Genomic DNA, 19,283 nt, shown 5'->3' on the forward strand with positions numbered 1-19,283 from the left:
TCCGCTTGCCTCCTTGGCTTTTACCACCGCCGAACGCATCAGCGGCCCCTGCGGGTCCAGCCCCAGAGGCAAATGATCTCCATCGCGACATGCGCGCCCGCCACCGCGGTCGCCCCTGTGGTATCGTAGGGCGGCGAGACCTCAACCACATCGCCGCCGACAAGCGGCAGACCGGCAAGATCCCGCAGACAGATCGCCGCCTGCCCCGAGCTGAGCCCGCCCCAGACCGGCGTGCCGGTGCCCGGCGCGAAGGCCGGATCCAGGCAATCGATGTCGAAGGTCAGATAGGCCGGGGTCTCGCCGACGATCTCGCGGATGCGCCGGGCGGTGGCGGCGGGGCCCTCTTCGTGCACGAAGCGCGCATCCAGCACCTCGACGCCGAGGGTGTCGGGATTGGTGGTGCGGATGCCCACGGCGACGGAGTTCTCGGGCTTGATGAGCCCTTCCTTCACCGCCTTGTAGACGAAGGTGCCATGGTCGATCCGCTCGGGGTCGTCGTCGACCCAGCTGTCGGAATGGGCGTCGAACTGCACCAGCGCGAGGGGCCCGTGCCGCGCCACATGGGCGCGCAGGATCGGCAGGGTCAGGAAATGGTCACCCCCGAGGGTCAGCGCCGCCGCCCCCTGGTCGAGAATCGCGCCGATATGGGCCTCGGCCGTGGCCGGCACCTCGGCGGTCTTGGCGTAGTCGAAGGCCATGTCGCCGTAGTCCGCGATGGCGAACTCCGAGAGCGGGTCGAAGCCGTCCCAGCCGTAGGGCGGGTCATAGGGCTGCAGCGTCGAGGCCTCGCGGATCGCCCGCGGCCCGAAGCGGCAGCCGGGGCGGTTGGTCACCGCCTGGTCGAAGGGCATGCCGGTCACGGCAAGGTCCACGCCCGCGAGGTCCTTGGTGTAGCGCCGGCGCAGGAAGCTTGTCGCGCCCGCGAAGGCGTTCTCGTAGGAGAGCCCGCGCGCGCCCTCGCGGGTGAAGGCGTGGTCGATCTGGGTCTTGGCGTCTTCGAGGGCCATGGGCGGGGCTCCTGTCGGGGCTGGGTTTGGGCTCTTCGGTCTGTTGTGCCGACGGGTCGGCCTGGTGGCGGGGACGGGAGCGATGGGGCTGTCTGCCCCCTCGCGCTCCCCCGAGAGGTATTTTTGGCCCGATCATGCAGCGGGCGGGGGGTCTGCGGGCCGGGCGTTGGGCGCAAATTGCGGCGTCGCGGGGCCTTTTGCCAAGCGACGCGCATGGCGGCGCGCCGCTTCGGCAGCTCTCAGGCCGCGCGGCCGTGGCGGGTTTCGATCAGCTTCACGAAGAACGAGGCCCCGAGCGGCGCCACGGCGTCGTTGAAGTCGAACTTGGCGTTGTGCACGCCCGGCCCGACGCCCTGGCCGAGCTTGACGTAGGCCCCCGGGCGCGCCTCCAGCATGTAGGAGAAATCCTCGGCCCCCATGACCGGCGGCGTGTCCTCGTCGACGCCCGCGTCGCCGGCCACCTCGGCGGCGATCCTCGCGGCGAAGGCGGTCTGGTCGGCGTGGTTCACCGTCGGCGGATAGGAGCGGTCGTAGTCGATCTCGACCTCGAGGTCGCCGCCCGCCGCCGCCGCCTCGGCCAGCGCGCGGATGCGCCGCTCGGCCATGTCGCGCACCTCGGGGTCGAAGCTGCGCACGGTGCCCGCGATCATCGCGCTGTCGGGGATCACGTTCCAGGCCGAGCCTGAATGGATCTGGGTGATCGAGACCACCAGCTGTTTCATCGGGTCGGTGTTGCGCGCCGCGATGGTCTGCATCTGCAGGCCCAGCCCCATGGCCGCGGGGATCGGGTCGCGGGTGCCATGCGGGCGCGCCGCGTGGCCGCCCTGCCCCTTGAGCGTGATGGTGAAATCGTCCACCGCCGCCATGATCGGCCCGGAGCGCGTCGAGAAGCGCCCCTCGGGGTTCGCGGGGTCGGTGTGGATGGCATAGACCTCCTCGATGCCGAAGCGCTCCATGATGCCCTCTTCGACCATGATGCCGCCGCCGCCGCCGGATTCCTCGGCCGGCTGGAAGATCACCGCCACGGTGCCCGCGAAGTTGCGCGTCTCGGCGAGGTAGCGCGCCGCGCCCAGGAGCATGGCGGTATGGCCGTCGTGCCCGCAGGCATGCATCCGCCCCGGCACCTTGGAGGCATGCGGCGCGCCGGTCTCCTCGGTCATCGGCAGGGCGTCCATGTCGGCCCGGAGCCCGGTCACCGGCCCCGCGCCCTGCCCCCGGATCAGCCCCACGACGCCGGTGCGCGCGATGCCCTCGTGCACCTCGTCGAGGCCGAAGCCGCGCAGCTTCTCGGCGACGAAGGCGCCGGTCTCGTGGCAGTCGAGCGAGAGCTCGGGATTGGCATGCAGATGGTGGCGCCATTCCGCCATCTCGGCGGCGAACTCGGCGATCCGGTTCACGGGGGGCATTGCTGGACTCCTTCTCGGGCTTGGGCCATGCCTCGGCACAGAACCCGATCCGGAGGCCGAGCACAATGGACGACGCGCTGATCCACAACCCCGAGGGCGGGATGCCGCGGCTCCTGGCCATCATGGCCGCCCTGCGCGACCCCGAGGCGGGCTGCCCCTGGGACGTCGAGCAGGACTTCGACACGATCGCGCCCTATACCATCGAGGAGGCCTATGAGGTCGCCGATGCCATCGAGCGCGCCGATTGGGGCGACCTCAAGGGCGAGCTCGGCGATCTGCTCTTCCAGTCGGTCTTCCACGCCCAGATTGCCCAGGACCGCGGGCTCTTCGACTTCGACGACGTGGCCAATGGCATCGCCGACAAGATGGTGGCGCGGCATCCGCATGTCTTCGGGGCGGAATCGAACGCGAAGAGCGCCGAGCAGCAGACCCGCGACTGGGAGGCGGTGAAGGCCGCCGAACGCGCGGCGCGCGCCGAGACCGGGGTGCTCGAGGGCGTGGCCCGCGGGCTGCCGGCCCTGACCCGCGCGGTGAAGCTGCAGAACCGCGCGGCGCGGGTGGGCTTCGACTGGCCCTCGACCGAGGAGGTCATCGACAAGATGATCGAGGAGGCCCAGGAGCTGCGCGAGGCCGAGGATGCCGCCCACCGCGAGGAGGAGTTCGGCGACCTGATGTTCGTCATGGCCAATCTCGCCCGGCACCTGAAGATCGACCCGGAGGCGGCGCTGCGCGCGGCCAACGCCAAGTTCGAGCGCCGCTTCGGCGCGGTCGAGGCCGGGCTGCGGGCGCGCGGCAAGAGCCCCGCCGAGAGCGACCTGGCGGAGATGGACGCGCTCTGGGACGCGGCCAAGCTGCGGGAGAAGGCGGCGCGGTAGGGCTTGCCTGGCGTGGGTGATGCCGGCGCGAGGCAGGATTGCTTTGAGAGACCGGGGTTGGGCGAGGGTGTGAAGCCGTCTTTCTCAGCCCCGTAAGAACGGGGCAGCACGTCCGACTGCCTGCCGCCAAACCACCACGCCCGAGACGCCTAGCCCGCCCAAAAGCATCTTTCCGCCCTTTTGCTGCACCGCCGCGCTTGACCCGAGTATTTTTGTCGGGCAAGAAGTCAGGGACCGCCCGGGCTCCCGGCCCGGGCCATGGTTTCGGCGTCTTCGGTTCCCTCCGTTTCGTCGATCTGGGCCTCGGCGAGACGTGACGCCGGGGCCCTTTTTTCTGCCCCTTCCTCCCCCGTGACGCCGCGCGAAACTGGCGGCTTTCCGCTCAGGCGCTATACTTTCGCGGGCAACGACAAGGGTTCCAGAATGACCAAGCATCCCGGCTCCGACGCCGCGACGCCCCTGCAAATGCCGAGCCGCGGCTGGTGGCAGATCCTGCGGCGGGTCTATGCCGACACGATCGACGACAACGTGCTGGTCATCGCCGCCGGTGTGGCCTTCTTCGGGCTCCTGGCGATCTTTCCCGCCGTGACCGCGCTGATCTCGGTGGCGGGCTATGCGCTCGATCCCACGGATGTGGCCAACGAGCTCGACGAGCTGGCGACGCTCCTGCCAGAGAACGCCGCGCTGATCATCCAGGACCAGGTGATCCAGGTGACCGGCGCCTCGGAGACCGCCAATGGCCTCTTGTCGCTCTTCTCGCTGCTCCTGGCGATCTATGGCGCCACGCGCGGGGTGAAGACGCTCATGGCCGGGATCAACGTGGCCTACGGCGAGCGCGAGCGGCGCGGCTTCCTGCGGCTGAACCTGACCGCCTATGTGCTGACCGTGGTGCTGATCTTCGGGGTGCTGGTCTCGCTGTCCATGATGATCGGCACGCCGGCGGCGCTGGCCTTCCTGGGCCTCTCGCGCCACGCTGAGACGCTGGTCTTCCTGGCGCAGTTCAGCCTGCTGGCCGCCATGTCGGTTGGCGGGCTGGCCTTCCTTTACCGCTACGCGCCCTCGCGGCGGGCGGCGAAATGGCGCTGGGTGCTGCCGGGGGCGGTGCTTTCGACCTTCCTGTGGATGCTTGGCACCAGCGGCTTCTCGGTCTACGCGCAGAACTTCGCGAGCTACAACGAGACCTACGGCGCGCTTGGCGGGGTGATCATCCTGCTGACCTGGATGTGGCTTTCGGCCTTCATCATCCTGCTCGGCGCCGAGGTGAACGCGGAGCTGGAATACCAGACGCGGCGGGATTCGACCCGCGGCCGCGACCGCCCCGAGGGCAAGCGCGGGGCGGCGAAGGCGGATCGCTACCCGGAGCGTTACGCGGCGCATTGAGGGGGCTGAGGGGCTGAGGGCGCGTGGTCTCTGGGTGCACAGCCACCCGAGGGGCACAGGCTCCGCATTGACCAAGCGCGCTTCTCCGCTCACCGCACATCCCCACGCCGGGCTTTGATCACAACAGAGGGCGCGCGCCGGACCGGGGGCCGGCGCTGCCGACATCAAAGCTAAGCGCTTTATCCCAGCAAGGTCATTGTTAGCTGTAGGCTATGCACGCCATCCGAAGGAGCGCCGGCCCAAGGGGCCGGTCCGGCGCGCGCCCGGCACCTTCGGTGCTGTTCGGGCGCAAGTTGGACGAGGGTGTCTCGCGGCGTGGCGCTGTGTGAGCCGGGGTTCAGCGGAACGCTGACTAAGCGCACCTCCCCGCTCACCGCACACCCCCACGCCGGGCTTTGACCACAACAGAGGGCGCGCGCCGGACCGGGGGCCGGCGCTGCTGACCGCAGGGCTATGCGCTTTATCCACGCAAGGTCAGGGCTAGGGGGGAGCTAAGCACGCCACCCCAAGGAGCGCCGGCCCAAGGGGCCGGTCCGGCGCGCGCCCGGCACCTTCGGTGCTGTTCGGGCGCAAGGGGGCGCGAGGGTGTCTGGCGGCGTGGCGGAATGTGCGCCGGGGTTCAGGGGACTCGTGAGCGGCGGTGCTTTCGCTCGGAATGTGTCATCCCTCGGATTGGCCGCCCAAGCAGCGCAGCTCCCGGTCGACACGCCTCGCTCAGAGCAGCGCGCGCCGAGCGACAAGGCCAAACTTCCCGGCAGCCACGCCTACATGCCCTACCCGCGCGTCGAAGCATCCTTGCGGCCTGCAGCCCACAGCCAGTCCGCCCCCACTCGCACCCCAAAACAAAACGGCGCCCGAACCCGGACGCCGTTTCAGAATTCAATGCGGTGCAGGAGACGCTCAGGCGGCGTCCTTGATGAACTTCACCGCGTCGCCGAAGGTCTGGATGGTCTCGGCCGCGTCGTCCGGAATCTCGATGCCGAACTCCTCTTCGAAGGCCATGACCAGCTCGACGGTGTCGAGGCTGTCCGCGCCCAGGTCGTCGATGAACGAGGCGTTCTCGGTCACTTTCTCTTCCTCGACGCCAAGATGCTCGACCACAATCTTGCGCACGCGATCTTCGATGTCGCTCATTTCCTATTCCTCATCGTTTTCCGGGCGACTTGGCCCAATGTGCCCCGCGCAGGTCGCGCAGTGCGGTTGCCCCTATTCCGGGGCGTTTCACGGGTTCTCGGGCCCGGATCCTGTCCCGGCTCCAAACTGCGTGCGCCTATAGCACAGCACGATGGCATGGCAAACGCTTTCCGGGCCGCGCGTCAAGCCTTGGCTCAGAGCATCGCCATGCCGCCGTTGACGTGCAGTGTCGTCCCGGTCACGTAGCCCGCGCCGGGGCTGGCCAGGAACAGAACGCCCGCGGCGATCTCCTCGGGGCTGCCCATGCGGCCCATGGGAATCTGCTCCATGATCTGGGATTTCTGGTCGTCGTTGAGCTTCTCGGTCATCGCCGTCTCGATGAAGCCCGGGGCCACGGCGTTCACGGTGATGCCGCGGGTCGCGACCTCATAGGCGAGGCTTTTCGACATGCCGACCATGCCCGCCTTGGCGGCGGCATAGTTCGCCTGGCCGGGGTTGCCGGTGGCGCCCACGATCGAGGAGATGTTCACGATCCGGCCCCAGCGCGCCTTCATCATGCCGCGCATCACGCCCTTGCAGAGCCGGAAGGTCGAGGTGAGGTTCACGTCCAGGACGCTCTGCCATTCCTCGTCCGACATCCGCATGAAGATGTTGTCGCGGGTGATGCCGGCGTTGTTCACCAGGATGTCGACGCTGCCCATGGCCTCGCTGGCCTGTTTCGGCAGGGCGGCGACCGCCTCGGCGTCCGAGAGGTTGCAGGGCAGCACGAAGGCGCCTTCGCCCAGCTCGCCCGCCAGCTCCTGCAGCGGCGCCTCGCGGGTGCCCGAAAGCCCCACCTGGGCGCCGGCGCCGTGCAGCGCCCGCGCGATGGCGCCGCCGATGCCGCCCGAGGCACCGGTGATGAGCGCGGATTTTCCCGTCAGATCGAACATGTCTGGCCTTTCCTGTTGAGAGCCTGATGTGGGAGGCGCGCCGCTCAGCCGGCGCGCGCCGCCTCGACGTCGGCAGGGGTGCCGATGTTGCGGGTCGCGGCCTCGCGGCTGATGCGCTTGACCATGCCCGAGAGCGCCTTGCCCGCGCCGACCTCCCAGAAGTCGTCGACGCCCTGCCCGGCCATCCAGGCGACGCTTTCACGCCAGCGCACGGCGCCGGTCACCTGCTCGACCAGGAGCGCGCGGATGCGGTCGGGCTCGCTCACCGCCTCGGCGGAGACATTGGCCACCAGCGGCACCGCGGGGGCCGAGATGTTCACCTTGCCCAGGGCCTCTTCCATGACCGCGGCGGCCGGGGTCATCAGCGCCGAGTGGAAAGGCGCCGAGACCGGCAGCATCAGCGCCCGCTTGGCGCCTTTCTCCTTGGCCAGCGCCGCGGCGCGTTCCACAGCGGCCTTCTCGCCCGAGATCACCACCTGCGCGGGGTCGTTGTCGTTGGCGGCCTGGCAGACCGCGCCCTCGGCGGCCTCCTCGGCCAGCGCCCGCACCGCCTCGATGTCGAGCCCCAGGATCGCCGCCATGGCGCCCTCGCCCACCGGCACGGCCTCCTGCATGGCGCGGCCGCGGGTCCGCAGAAGCTGCGCGCAATCGGTGATGCTCAGCGCCCCGGCAGCGGCCAGCGCGGAATATTCGCCCAGCGAATGGCCCGCGACATAGGCCGCATCGGTGATCTTCACGCCCTCGGCCTCGAGCGCGCGCATCGCCGCCAGCGAGGTCGCCATGAGCGCCGGCTGGGCGTTCTCGGTCAGGGTGAGCTTGTCGGCCTCGCCCTCCCAGATCAGCGTGCTCAGCTTCTCTCCGAGCGCGGCGTCGACCTCGTCGAAGACCGCCCGCGCGGCGGGATAGGCCTCGGCCAGCTCGCGGCCCATTCCGATGGACTGGCTGCCCTGACCGGGAAAGATGAATGCTCGGCTCATGGTGTCCACTGCTCCCAAGTTGCGCCCCTCCGGGCTGCGGCATTGTCGCGCGGGTGTAGCGGCGCGGGCGCGATGACGCAACGGCGCGCGCATCGGCTGTGCGTCCGGGCGCGATTGCGAAGCGCGCCGGACCCGCTAGGTCTGCACCTGCATGTCACACCGCTGACCCGAGGACAAAGGCCCCGCGTGATGCCCGCCACCAATTCCGAGACCCGCTACGGCTGGGTCGCCAAGAGCTTTCACTGGATCGTCGCCTTCGGCATGATCGCCAATATCGCGCTGGGGCTCTTGGCCGACTGGCTGCCGATGGGCGACGCCAGCGAGATCGCCCGCAAGACCACCGCCTTCTCGATCCACAAGACGCTGGGGCTGGTGGTGCTCTTCACCGCCATCCTGCGCATCCTCTGGGCGCTCTCGCAGCCCAAGCCCGCGCCCCTGCACCCCGAGCGCCGGGCCGAGCATTTCGCCGCCGAGGCCGCGCATTGGCTTCTCTACGGCTCGATCGTGCTGATCCCTCTGAGCGGCTGGCTGCACCATGCCGCGACCGAGGGCTTCGCGCCGATCTGGTGGCCCTTCGGGCAGTCCCTGCCCTTCGTGCCGAAGTCCGAGGCGCTGGCCAGCACCTTCGGCAGCCTGCACTACATCCTGAACCTGGTGCTCTGGGTGACGCTGGCGGCGCATGTGCTGGGGGCGCTGAAGCACCATTTCCTCGACCGCGACCGCACGCTGGCGCGGATGCTGCCGGGCCGGACCGAGGCGGGCGCCCCGCGCCGGGCCCGCGCCCATGCGCTGCCCGCCTTCGCCGCCCTGGCCGTCTGGGCCGTGGCGCTTGGCGGCGCCGGGGCTGCGGGCTGGTTCTCGCCCGCCCCGGCGGGGGCCGGGGCCTCCGAGCTCGCCGAGGTCGAGTCGGACTGGCAGGTGCAGGAGGGCTCGCTCTCCATCGCGATCGTGCAGAACGGCCAGGAGGTCGAAGGCCAGTTCGCCGACTGGACCGCCGAGATCGACTTCACCGAGGGCGTGGCCCCGGGCGTCTGGGGCGATGTGCGCGTCGAGGTGGCGATCGGCTCGCTGAGCCTCGGAGGCGTGACCCAGCAGGCCAAGGGCGCGGATTTCCTCGCCGCCGAGGCGCATCCCACCGCGGTCTTCGCGGCCGAGATCCACAAGGTCGCCGACGGCTACGAGGCGCGCGGCGACCTGACGATCCGCGAGAACACCGTGCCGGTGACCCTGCCCTTCGCCATGCGGCTCGAGGGCGACCGCGCGGAGATGGAAGGCCGGCTGACCCTCGACCGCCGCGACTTCGGCGTCGGCGAGAACATCTCCGACCCCGGGCAGCTCGAGTTCGCCGTGGAGGTGCGGGTGAAGCTGACGGCGCTCCGGGGCGGTGCGGCGCCCGGGCCGGAGAGCTCGGCCTCGGAGGGCTGAGGGCGCGGGGCGCGACGCCAGACACTAGGACACGCAGAGACAAAGACGCGGCTCCCTCGGGGGCCGCGTCTTTTGTTTGGGCCGCTGTGGTGGCTGGCGCGGAGGTGCACCCCGAGGGCTTAGGCGTGGGCGGTGAGCGCGTGCTTGGTGCCTTGGGGCGGGTCGGTGCATCAGCAAAGCTGGCCCTTCGGTGTCCGCGCTGTGAGGCGCTCAGGTGCATGCCATGAAGGATGCGTGAGCGCAGGGTGTGGCCGGCGCGTCTGGGCAGGAAGCCGGGCTGCTCCAAGCCCCCAGGGCCCAACCCGTTCCAAGCCAGCCGCAATGCTCTACGCATCGCGCAGGCGCTCCATACACGCGGCGCCGGTCCGCAGCCCTTCCTTGCCCACAGCACAAGCCGTCGCGCCCAAAACGCCCGCACAAAAGAAAACGCGCCCGGCCACTCAGGACCGGGCGCGTTTCTCAGCGCGATAGTGCCCGCGCTTACTGGGCTTCGGCGGAGTCGCTGCCGGCCTTCTGGGCTTCGATCGAGATGAAGACCTCGACCTCGTCCGAGACGTAGGGCGCGAACATGCCGACCTCGAAGTCCGAGCGCAGCAGCGTGGTGGAGGCGTTGAAGCCGACCCAGGGCGCGTTCTCCATCGGGTGATCCATCTGCTGGGTCATCGTGGCGTCCAGCACGACCTCCTGGGTCACGCCGTTCATGGTCAGGTCGCCGGTGATATTGGCGGTGTTCTCGCCGGTCACCTCGATGCCGGTCGAGGAGAAGGTGACCATGTCGCCTTCCTCGGCACCGAAGAAGTCGTCCGACATGAAGTGCTGGAAGCGCTCTTCCCAGCCGGTCAGCATCGAGCGCACCGGGAAGGCGACCTCGACCGAGGAGTTCGCCGGGTCTTCCGCGTCGAACATGATCGTGCCGTCAAAGCCCGAGAACATGCCGTAGGTCGTCGAGAAGCCGAGGTGGTTGTAGTTGAATACGACCTGGCTGTGGCTCGGGTCGAGGGTCCATTCCTCGGGCGCGGCGAAGGCGGCAAGGGGCAGCGTCGCGAGTGCGGCGGCATAGGCGAAGGTCTTCATCCGGGTCTCTCCATGATTTCGGATAATATCGACGTGGAGGTAGAGATGGCAGCAAGAGCGCCGGGGCCAAGGGGGGCGCGGCTCACAGACCCTGTTGAGAAACACACAGCCCAGCCCTGCAGGCCGCGCATGGCGGGCCGAGGCGCGGAGATGTGCCGGGGTTGGCGCGGATATGCTGAAATTTTGGGCACTTAGCGAACGGGAGGGGGTTGTGCGGGGTGGTTGAGCGGGCCGGAAGAGGAGTGCGAAGCGCGGCGGGCTGACCGATTTGGCGGGGGTCTTGAGGTAGCTGAGACGATGCCGCGCAGACAAACGCACGAGAGGCGTCACTCGGGTTCCGCAGCGTCTCGGATCACCAAGAGCCGGACGCCTACCCCCGACATCTCTGAGAAGCGGGCCTCCCGTCCGGTCGGCACCGCGCCCCGTGTCGCCGCGCCCTACGGACCCAGACCATCGGGGCCTGCCGGCACCCCACGCCCGGCACCGCCCTGCATCACCCTCACACCACGCCCCGCCCGGCCCCACCGCGCCGCCCGCGCCCCCTTGCGTCACGGGCCCATGGGTGTATATGGGGCGCTCCTTTCGCATGGACGAAACCCGTGCGCAGCCTCTCGTGGACAGGGGCGAAAGGACCCTAGCCCTGTCCTATGAAATGCGCCTGAACATGAACGGAGACCACATGCCGCTGTACGAGCATGTCTTTATCGCGCGTCAGGACCTTTCCAACGCGCAGGCCGAAGGTCTGATCGAACACTTCTCCACCGTCCTCGGCGACAATGGCGGCAGCCTTGTCGAAAGCGAGTACTGGGGCGTGAAGACCCTGGCCTACAAGATCAACAAGAACCGCAAGGGTCACTACGCCTTCCTGCGCACCGACGCCCCCGCGACGGCCGTGCAGGAGATGGAGCGCCTGATGCGCCTGCATGACGACGTGATGCGCGTGATGACCATCAAGGTCGACGTGCACGGCGAAGGCCCGTCGATCCAGATGCAGAAGAAAGACGAGCGTGACAACCGTCGCGACCGCCGCAACTGATCGCCTGAGAGAAAGGACGTAAACCATGGCTGCAAAACCGTTTTTCCGCCGCCGCAAGGTCTGCCCGTTCTCCGGCGAGAACGCGCCGAAGATCGACTACAAGGACACCAAGCTGCTGCAGCGCTACATCTCCGAGCGTGGCAAGATCGTGCCCTCGCGGATCACCGCCGTGAGCTCCAAGAAGCAGCGTGAGCTGGCCCGCGCCATCAAGCGCGCGCGGTTCCTGGCGCTTCTGCCCTACGCCGTGAAGTAAGGAGAGAGAGATGCAAGTCATTCTGCTCGAACGCGTGGCCAAGCTGGGCCAGATGGGCGATGTCGTCGACGTCAAGCCCGGCTACGCGCGCAACTACCTCCTGCTTCAGGGCAAGGCCCTGACCGCCTCGCAGGAGAACATCGCCCGCTTCGAGGCCGAGAAGGCCCATCTCGAGGCGCAGAACCTCGAGACCAAGAAAGAGGCCGAAGCGGTCGGCGACAAGCTGGGCGGCCAGCAGTTCGTCGTGATTCGCCAGGCCTCCGACGGCGGCAACCTCTACGGCTCCGTGACCACCCGCGACGCGGCGCTGGTCTGCAAGGAAGAGGGCTTCGAGGTCGACCGCAAGCAGGTCATCATCCGCGAGCCGATCAAGGAGCTGGGCCTGCACGAGGTCGAGCTGCACCTGCACCCCGAGGTGATGATCACCATCACGCTGAACGTCGCGCGCTCGCCCGAAGAGGCCGAGCTGCAGGCCTCGGGCAAGACCATCCAGGACGCGGCCGCCGAGGAAGAAGCGCAGGCGGAGTTCGAGATCTCCGAGCTCTTCGACGACATCGGCGCGGCACAGCTCGACGATGGCGACGAGGGCGACAGCCCGCGCGGCGCCGATGCCGAGACCTCGGACGAGGAAGACACCCAGGCCTGAGGCTTCGGGCGTTTGGTGAAAGATTGGACCGCGGGGGGCGCGCCTTCCCGCGGTTTTTTTTGTGGCTGGGGTGTGGGGGGAGTGAGCGCCGTTGCGGTGTTCGCCGGTGCCAGGTGCCTTAGAAGGCTCCGCTCCTCAGCAGCGCCTCATTCCGACGCTCCACTCGACCCTGACGCACCACAGCTCTTTGCGCCCGAATAGCATCGAATGTGGCTGGGTCCCGCCCACCGTTCACCGCACTCGGCAACCTTTTGGCGACACCTCCCGTCACACCGCGCCGCGCGTCATAGCCTCGCGCCTTCTTGCGCCCGAATAGCACCGAAGGTGCCGGGCGCGCGCCGGACCGGCCCCTTGGGCCGGCGCTCTTGTGGATGGCGTGCTTAGATCATCGCTAGCCCTGACCTTGTTGGGATAAAATGCTTTGCTCGGAGGGCAGCAGCGCCGGCCCCCGGTCCGGCGCGCGCCCTCTGTTGGTGCGGGTGGATAGGGCCGCTCGTTGAGGGGGAGAGCCTAAGCACATAGGGCTTGCGAGTGGTGCGGGGTCTCCCCCCCCCTGAGGCGGCGCAGCTTCACACCGCAATGCGAGGGTTGTGGCGGGGGACGGCACAGCTTCGCTACCAAGGCGGGCAACACGAGGGCCTACAGGCGCCCAAACCGCCGTCCACCTGCAAACCCCAAACACAGCACCCCTCCAACACCACCCACGCTAAAAGGGCGGCCCACCACAGGCCGCCCCAATCCATCACCTAAAGACCAGGGCACACCCCGGCCCCCTCACACCGCTCAAAGCGAAATGCGGAACCGCTGGAAGCCCTCGACGACCTCGGCGGTCTCCTCGATCTCGACGCCCTTCACGTCGCCCACGTATTGCGCCGCCGCGGGACCGGTGTCGAACAGGACCGTCGTCTCCGGCATCGGCGCGAAGGTCCAGTTGGCATCCGCCGCGGGCGAGATCGTGCCCTGGTCGACGATGTAGCGGACGATCACGTCGCGGTTGGTGTCCGGCGCCTCGAAGACCGTGGTCTCCGGGCTGGCGCCGGGGAAGCTGCCGCCGCCGCCCGCGCGGTAGTTGTTGGTCGCCACGATGAACTCCTGCCCGGGGTCGATCGGCGCGCCCTCGAACTCGAGGTTCACGATCCGGTTGGCCTCGGGGTTCACCACGTTGCCGTCGCGGTCGAACTTCGAGGGTTGCGACAGGTCGATCTGGTAGGTGACCCCGTCCATCACGTCGAAGTTGTAGGAGGGGAAGTCGGGGTTCAGCAGCGTCGCATCCGTGGCCCCGGGTTCGATCTGGTTGAACATGCCCGCGGAGCGCTCGAGCCAGTCCTTCACCTGCGCGCCGGTGATCTTCACCGCGCGGACGGTGTTGGGATAGAGGTAGAGGTCCGCGACGTTCTTGATCGCCACGTCGCCCTTGGGCACATCGGTGTAATACTCCGGCCCGCCGCGGCCGCCGGCCTTGAAGGGCGCCGCCGCCGAGAGGATCGGCAGGCCCTCGTGCGCGGTGCCCTGCATCATCTGCCGCACGTACCAGAGCTGCGCGTTGGAGACGATCTGCACCGAGGGATCATCGGCCACCAGCGCGAAATAGGAATAGAGCGGCGCCTCGGTCTTGCCCACCGCGCGGCGCACGTAAGCCAGCGTCGCCTCGTGTTCCGCCTCGACGCTTTCCAGCACCGCATCGACGCTTTCGACCAGCGGGGTGATCTTGCGGTCCTCGCCGCGCTCGTAGATCGGCCGTGTGGCGCTTTCGGTCGAGACCACGCGCCATGCCCCGCCCTCGCGGGTCAGCATGAGGTCGATCACGCCGAGGTGGCTGCCCCAGTAGCCGCCCATGACCGCGGGCTTGCCCTCGATGGTGCCGGCGCCAAGGTCGGTGCCTGCGAAGCCCTCGTAGTCGGGCGAGGGGAAGACCAGGTGGCTGTGGCCGGTCATCAGCCCGTCGATGCCGGCAACCCGGGCGAGCGGCACCGCGGCGTTCTCCATGCCCTCCTCGTGCTGAGCGGCGCCGATGCCCGAATGGCTGAGCGCGATGATGATGTCGGCGCCCTCCTCGCGCATCTGCGGCACGTAAGCCTCGGCGGTGGCGACGATGTCGCGGGCCTCGACGCTGCCCTCGAGGTGCTGGCGGTCCCAGTTCATGATCTGCGGCGGCACGAAGCCGATCACGCCGACGCGCAGGGGATGGGTCTCGCCCGCGCCGTCGGTGACCTCGCGGTCGAGGATCACGTAGGGTTTGACCAGCGTCGTGTCCTTGGTCGGATCGCCGCCTTTCTCCTTGACCACATTGGCCGAGACCACCGGGAAATCGGTGCCCGCGAGCGACTTCATCAGGAAATCGAGCCCGTAGTTGAACTCGTGGTTGCCGAGCGTCGAGGCGTCGAATCCCAGCGTGTTCATCGCCGAGATCACCGGGTGCATGTCGCCCTCCTTCATGCCCCGCTCGTAGGCGATGTAATCGCCCATCGGGTTGCCCTGCAGGAAGTCGCCGTTGTCGAGCAGGAGGCTGTTGGTGGCCTCGGCGCGGATCGCCTCGACATGGGCGGCGGTGCGGGCGAGGCCCATCGTGTCGACCTCGCGGTCGCCGTAGTAGTCATAGGGGAAGACATGGACGTGCAGGTCCGTGGTCTCCATCAGGCGCAGGTGCACCTGCCCGGCCTGGGCGCGGGCGGAATAGGGATGCAGAAGCGTCAGCGCGGCGGCGGAGGTGCCGGTGGCGAGAAATCCGCGGCGCGAGAGGGAAAATCGGCTGGTCATGGGATCGCTCCTCTAAATGGGGGTCAGCGCAAGCCCATCTGAAGCCGAGACGCGTGACGAGACAATGAAAATCCGCCGGAGCCGCACCCGACGTCAGGCGGAGGGCGCAGGGGGACGCTGTCGCGGGAGCTGGGAGTGGGAGGCTTGGGTATGGTGTGGCGCGGCCTCTGCCGGGCGTGCTGCGCGGGAGGCCGGGCGCGGCGGGCAAAGCGCAGCACCGCAAATAGCGGGCCTTGCGGTATTCAGGCTGACTGCACTGACCCTGGCCGCGCCAGCCCGAGGGCCACACGCCCTGCCCTTGCCCCCCAAACAAAAAACGCCGCGGAGCCCTGGGGCCCCGCGGCGCAACGCGCGCTAATGCGGCGCGGATCACTCGTCGTCGAGCTTCTCGACCTCTTTCTGGAGGTCTTCCTTGGAGATCTCCTTCTCGGTGACCTCCGCCTGCTCGGCGATGTGGTCGATGACCTTGTCCTCGAAGATCGGCGCGCGCATCTGCTGCTGCATCTGCGGGTTCTGGCGCACGAAGTCGAAGAAGGCGCGCTCCTGGCCCGGGTACTGGCGGGCCTGGTTCATGATCGCCTGGGTCATCTCGGCGTCGGTCACCTGGACCTCGGCCTTCTGGCCCAGCTCGGCGAGCAGGAGGCCCAGGCGCACGCGGCGCTCGGCCAGCTTGATCTGCTCGTCGCTGGGCTCGATCTCGCCGTGGTCATGGCCCTGGTGCTCGGGGTTTTCCTCGTGCCAGAGCTGGTGCGCGATCTGCTTGGCCTCGGCGTCGACGAGGCTCGGCGGCAGGTCGAACTGCACCTGGTCGTCGAGCGCGTCGAGCACCTGGCGCTTCATCACCTGGCGCGCGGCGCCTTCGTATTCGGCCTCGAGCCGCTCGCGGATCTGGCCTTTCAGCGCCTCGAGGTCCTCGGCGCCGTATTTCTGCGCCAGCTCGTCGTTGATCTCGGCGGCGACGGGCTTCTTCACGGCCTTCACGGTCACGTCGAAGACCGCCGGCTTGCCGGCCAGGTTCTCGGCGCCGTATTCCTCGGGGAAGGTGACCTCGACCGAGGTCTCATCGCCTTCCTTCACGCCCACGAGCTGCTCTTCGAAGCCCGGGATGAAGGAGTTCGAGCCCAGGACCAGCGGGTAGTCCTCGGCGGCGCCGCCCTCGAAGGGCTCGCCGTCGACCTTGCCCAGGAAGTCGATGACCACCTGGTCGCCGTCCTTGGCCTTGGTGCCCTTCTTGCGGTCCTCGAAGTTCTGCGCGCTCTCGGCGAGGTTCGCCAGCGCCTCGTCGACATCGGCGTCCTGCGCCTTGGCGACCAGCTTCTCGAGCTTCAGACCAGCGAGATCGACCTCGGGGACGTCGGGAAGCTTCTCGTACTTCATCTCGACCTTGACGTCGTCGCCCTCTTGCCAGTCCTCGTTGGTCATCTTGACCTCGGGCTGCATCGCGGGACGGTCGCCGCTGTCCTCGAAATGCTGGTTCATGGCGCCGTCGACGGCTTCCTGCATCGACTCGCCCAGGAGCCGCTGGCCGAACTGCTTCTTCAGGAGCGCCATCGGCACCTTGCCCTTGCGGAAGCCCTTCATCTCGATCTCGGGCTGCGCCTCGGCGAGCTTCTCGTTGACCTTGGCCTCAAGTTCATCGGCCGTCACGGTGATCGCATATTCGCGCTTCAGGCCTTCGTTCAGGGTCTCGGTGACCTGCATCTCGGTGTCCTTTTCCTCATCCTCTGGTGCGGGTGGAGGGACTTGAACCCCCACGCCTCGCGGCGCCAGAACCTAAATCTGGTGCGTCTACCAATTCCGCCACACCCGCCAATACCGGGACGGGGCCGAGCGGCGCCCGACCCCTGATCGGGGTGGTCTCTAGCAAAGCGCGAAACCGGATGCGAGAGGAAAAATGGGCTCAGAAAAAGCGCGACTTTAACCGCTTGTTGCCATATTCTGCCGAACAATAAGAGGCAGGAACAAGCAGGGTAGCGCCCATGGAACCGAAAACGGTCCGGCGCGCAGGCGGGGACGTGGTCCCCTTGCGCCATTTTTCTCGTGACGACATGCCGAACGCGCTTCTGGCGGGCACCCGGGTGCTGACGCTCGAAGGCGAGATCCCGGTGGAATACCTCTCCCCCGGCGACAGGATCATCACCCGCGACCGCGGCATGGTCACGCTCGACGACCTGCGGATCATGCGCGGAAAGGTGCCGGTGATCACCATCCGCGCCGGCAGCCTGGGCCATATGCGCCCCGAGGCGGACGCCGATCTGCCGGCCAGCCAGGAGGTGCTGATCCGCGACTGGCGCGCACAGGCGCTTTACGGGCGCGCCCGCGCCATGGTGCCCGCCGAACGGCTGGTCGACGGGGAGTTCATCCGCCCCGCGGGCCTGCGGGAAGTGACGCTGGTGGCGCTGGTCTTCTCGGAGCCGCATGTGATCTACGCCGAAGGGCTGGAGCTGGCCGCCGCCGTGCGGGAGACGAGCGCGGCCTAAGACTGCGCGCGGCGGATGCTTCGGCAAAAGTTGGCGTGCCGTGACGGGCGGTGCATCGGGTTTCGTTGCGACGGACGGTGCATCCGGTTTCGAAGCCTGATGACGAGTGGCTGAGTGTAGTTGAGCGCGCCCGCCAACACCCCGGACAGCCGCCCCACCGCACCTCGCACTCACTCCACCGCCGCCAGCACCTCCGGCAGTTTCTCCGCGAGATCCTCCGCGATCATCCCCGGCCCCGCCGCCCGGGCGCAGGCCACATGCAGCGCTGCGCCCTGGGCTCCCGCCTCCAGCGGCGCCAGCCCGCGCGCCAGAAGCCCCAGGATCAGCCCGCTCAAGACGTCCCCCGCGCCGGCCGTGGCCAGCCAGGGCACCGCCCGCGCCCCGAAGGAGGCTATGACCCGCGCCGTCCCGTCGGGTGCGGCCACCACCGTGTCGGGGCCTTTCAGAAGCACCACCGCGCCCGAGCGTGCGGCGGCCATTTGCGCGGCCTCGATCTTTGAGAAGGCCGGACCGCGGGGCGCCTCGCCCGAGAGACGCGCCGCGAGGTCGGGGAAAAGCCGCGCGAACTCGCCGCCATGCGGGGTCAGCACGGCGCCATCGTGCAGGGCCTCGAAGAGCCGATCGGGTGCCTCTTCGAAGGCGGTCAGTGCGTCGGCATCCAGCACCACCGCCCGGCGCGAGGCCAGCGCCTCGGGCACCAGCTCTTCCGCACGGGAGAGGCCCAGCCCGGGGCCGAGGCAGAGCGCCGATAGCCGCGGGTCCGCCAGCGCCTCGGCGAGGTCGGGCGCGCCGTCGATCCGGCGCAGCATCAGCGCGGTGATCTGCGCGGCGATCTCGGCCTGGGCATTGCCCGGCGCGCCAAGGCTCACCAGCCCCGCGCCAACCCGCAGCGCCGCCCGCGCCGCCAGCCGCGCCGCGCCGCTTTTGCCGAAGCCACCCGAAAGCACCAGCGCATGGCCGTGGTCATACTTGTGCCCGGCAAGTTTCAGAACTGAGCGGTCCGGCGCGGAGACCGCGCGCACCGCGCCCGGGTGGGAAGGTTTGGAGTCGGCACCGCCCGCGTGGCCGTCACCACCGCGCGCCCGCTTGGGTTGCTCGCCGCCTTCGCGTTCCAAAGCTGAGTCAGCCGAACGCGGCGCGGCACCGGCCACCCCAGCCCGCGCCTCCAACCCGATGTCGACCACCCGCAGCGCGCCCTGCCGGGACGCCAGCGGCGCGAGCAGGTGGCCGCGCTTCGGGCGGTGGAAGGTCACGGTCAGATCGACCGGCAGGTCATGCGCCGCGCCCTCGGGGCCGAGAAGCCGCCCGCTCTCGGCGCAGAAGCCGCTCGGCAGGTCCACCGCGACGCGAAAAGCCCCCGGCAGGGCGGAAAGCCCCAGCGCCTCGGACAGATCCCCCGCCACGGGGCGGTTGAGGCCGATGCCGAAGACCGCGTCGATCACCAGGTGACAGGGCGCCCCGCGCTGCGCGGCGACACTCCCGGGGGTCAAGGGCTCCACCGCGCCGCCCATCTCCTGCCAGGCCAGGGCCGCGGCGCGGGCGTCGGGCGGCATGGCCTCGGGCGCCGCCATGGCCAGGACGCGCACATCCCAGCCCTCATGCGCGAGCCGCCGCGCCATGACGAAGCCGTCGCCACCGTTGTTGCCCGGCCCGGCCAGGACCAGCGCGGCATGCGGCGCGCGGGCGAGATCCGGGCGCTCGGCGAACACCGCCGCGACGGCCCCCTGCCCCGCGCGCTCCATCAGCTCGCCGCCGCTCCCGTGCCCCGACGCGATCCAGGCCGCCTCGGCGCCGCGCATCTCCTCGGCGCTGAGAACCGCGCCCCCGGGTCCGCTCTCCTGCCGCATTGCGCCTCCTCGCGATTCAAAACTGATGCTTTTTCGGGCATCCCGCCCATTTTT

The 19,283-nt window shown here is 69.0% G+C and carries 16 protein-coding genes and 1 tRNA gene; 7 read left to right on the forward strand and 10 right to left on the reverse strand.

The window, feature by feature from the left end; genetic code table 11:
• Nucleotides 1–38 precede the first annotated feature (38 nt).
• Both speB and ACX938_RS04535 read right to left on the reverse strand, forming a co-directional pair.
• The gene (gene speB / locus ACX938_RS04530) at nucleotides 39–1,007 is read right to left on the reverse strand and encodes an agmatinase (RefSeq protein ID WP_459430150.1); all 969 of its coding nucleotides are present in this window, start codon (nucleotides 1,005–1,007) and stop codon (nucleotides 39–41) included.
• A gap of 239 nt (nucleotides 1,008–1,246) precedes the next feature.
• Nucleotides 1,247–2,413, reverse strand: a complete 1,167-nt coding sequence (locus ACX938_RS04535; protein WP_459430151.1) for a M20 aminoacylase family protein — start codon at nucleotides 2,411–2,413, stop codon at nucleotides 1,247–1,249.
• Nucleotides 2,414–2,478: 65 nt separating this feature from the next.
• On the opposite strand from ACX938_RS04535, the gene mazG reads away from it, so the two are divergent.
• Entirely contained in the window at nucleotides 2,479–3,288 is an 810-nt protein-coding gene (gene mazG, locus ACX938_RS04540) for a nucleoside triphosphate pyrophosphohydrolase (protein WP_459430152.1), read from the forward strand.
• Between the two features lie 423 nt (nucleotides 3,289–3,711).
• Nucleotides 3,712–4,668, forward strand: a complete 957-nt coding sequence (locus tag ACX938_RS04545; protein ID WP_459430153.1) for a YihY/virulence factor BrkB family protein — start codon at nucleotides 3,712–3,714, stop codon at nucleotides 4,666–4,668.
• Between the two features lie 900 nt (nucleotides 4,669–5,568).
• On the opposite strand, the gene ACX938_RS04550 is transcribed toward ACX938_RS04545, so the two are convergent.
• From ACX938_RS04550 to fabD, 3 genes are all read right to left on the reverse strand, one after another.
• Nucleotides 5,569–5,802, reverse strand: coding sequence for an acyl carrier protein (locus tag ACX938_RS04550; RefSeq protein ID WP_232752737.1), 234 nt, complete (start codon nucleotides 5,800–5,802; stop codon nucleotides 5,569–5,571).
• Nucleotides 5,803–5,996: 194 nt separating this feature from the next.
• Complete coding sequence (fabG, locus tag ACX938_RS04555) at nucleotides 5,997–6,734, reverse strand: 3-oxoacyl-ACP reductase FabG (protein ID WP_459430154.1); 738 nt, start codon at nucleotides 6,732–6,734, stop codon at nucleotides 5,997–5,999.
• 44 nt (nucleotides 6,735–6,778) lie between these two features.
• On the reverse strand, nucleotides 6,779–7,711 hold the full coding sequence (gene fabD / locus ACX938_RS04560) for an ACP S-malonyltransferase (protein ID WP_459430155.1): 933 nt from the start codon (nucleotides 7,709–7,711) through the stop codon (nucleotides 6,779–6,781).
• A gap of 189 nt (nucleotides 7,712–7,900) precedes the next feature.
• Between fabD and ACX938_RS04565 the strand changes: the two genes are divergently transcribed.
• A complete protein-coding gene (locus ACX938_RS04565; protein ID WP_459430156.1) occupies nucleotides 7,901–9,136 on the forward strand; it encodes a cytochrome b/b6 domain-containing protein in 1,236 nt (411 codons plus the stop codon).
• A gap of 480 nt (nucleotides 9,137–9,616) precedes the next feature.
• Here ACX938_RS04565 and ACX938_RS04570 read toward each other — a convergent pair whose 3' ends face one another.
• Nucleotides 9,617–10,210, reverse strand: coding sequence for a YceI family protein (locus ACX938_RS04570; protein WP_232752732.1), 594 nt, complete (start codon nucleotides 10,208–10,210; stop codon nucleotides 9,617–9,619).
• Nucleotides 10,211–10,889: 679 nt separating this feature from the next.
• Here ACX938_RS04570 and rpsF point away from each other — a divergent pair.
• The 3 genes from rpsF to rplI are packed head-to-tail and all read left to right on the forward strand — an operon-like array spanning nucleotide 10,890 to nucleotide 12,145.
• Nucleotides 10,890–11,246, forward strand: coding sequence for a 30S ribosomal protein S6 (gene rpsF, locus ACX938_RS04575; protein ID WP_232752731.1), 357 nt, complete (start codon nucleotides 10,890–10,892; stop codon nucleotides 11,244–11,246).
• Between the two features lie 25 nt (nucleotides 11,247–11,271).
• Complete coding sequence (rpsR, locus tag ACX938_RS04580; protein ID WP_232752730.1) at nucleotides 11,272–11,499, forward strand: 30S ribosomal protein S18; 228 nt, start codon at nucleotides 11,272–11,274, stop codon at nucleotides 11,497–11,499.
• Between the two features lie 10 nt (nucleotides 11,500–11,509).
• Nucleotides 11,510–12,145 carry a 50S ribosomal protein L9 gene (gene rplI / locus ACX938_RS04585; RefSeq protein ID WP_459430157.1) on the forward strand — a complete coding sequence of 212 codons (636 nt, stop codon included), beginning with the start codon at nucleotides 11,510–11,512 and terminating at the stop codon, nucleotides 12,143–12,145.
• 783 nt (nucleotides 12,146–12,928) lie between these two features.
• Here the strand turns inward: rplI and ACX938_RS04590 are convergent.
• From ACX938_RS04590 to ACX938_RS04600, 3 genes are all read right to left on the reverse strand, one after another.
• Complete coding sequence (locus tag ACX938_RS04590) at nucleotides 12,929–14,902, reverse strand: bifunctional 2',3'-cyclic-nucleotide 2'-phosphodiesterase/3'-nucleotidase (protein WP_459430158.1); 1,974 nt, start codon at nucleotides 14,900–14,902, stop codon at nucleotides 12,929–12,931.
• Nucleotides 14,903–15,271: 369 nt separating this feature from the next.
• Nucleotides 15,272–16,603, reverse strand: coding sequence for a trigger factor (tig, locus tag ACX938_RS04595; RefSeq protein WP_232752727.1), 1,332 nt, complete (start codon nucleotides 16,601–16,603; stop codon nucleotides 15,272–15,274).
• A gap of 24 nt (nucleotides 16,604–16,627) precedes the next feature.
• Nucleotides 16,628–16,712: transfer RNA gene (locus ACX938_RS04600), tRNA-Leu, on the reverse strand.
• Between the two features lie 205 nt (nucleotides 16,713–16,917).
• Between ACX938_RS04600 and ACX938_RS04605 the strand changes: the two genes are divergently transcribed.
• Nucleotides 16,918–17,382 (forward strand): Hint domain-containing protein, encoded by a 465-nt coding sequence (locus ACX938_RS04605; RefSeq protein ID WP_459430237.1) that lies wholly within the window; start codon nucleotides 16,918–16,920, stop codon nucleotides 17,380–17,382.
• Between the two features lie 170 nt (nucleotides 17,383–17,552).
• On the opposite strand, the gene ACX938_RS04610 is transcribed toward ACX938_RS04605, so the two are convergent.
• Nucleotides 17,553–19,229, reverse strand: a complete 1,677-nt coding sequence (locus ACX938_RS04610; protein ID WP_459430159.1) for an NAD(P)H-hydrate dehydratase — start codon at nucleotides 19,227–19,229, stop codon at nucleotides 17,553–17,555.
• Nucleotides 19,230–19,283 lie beyond the last annotated feature (54 nt).

The organism is Roseivivax sp. (assembly GCF_054552075.1).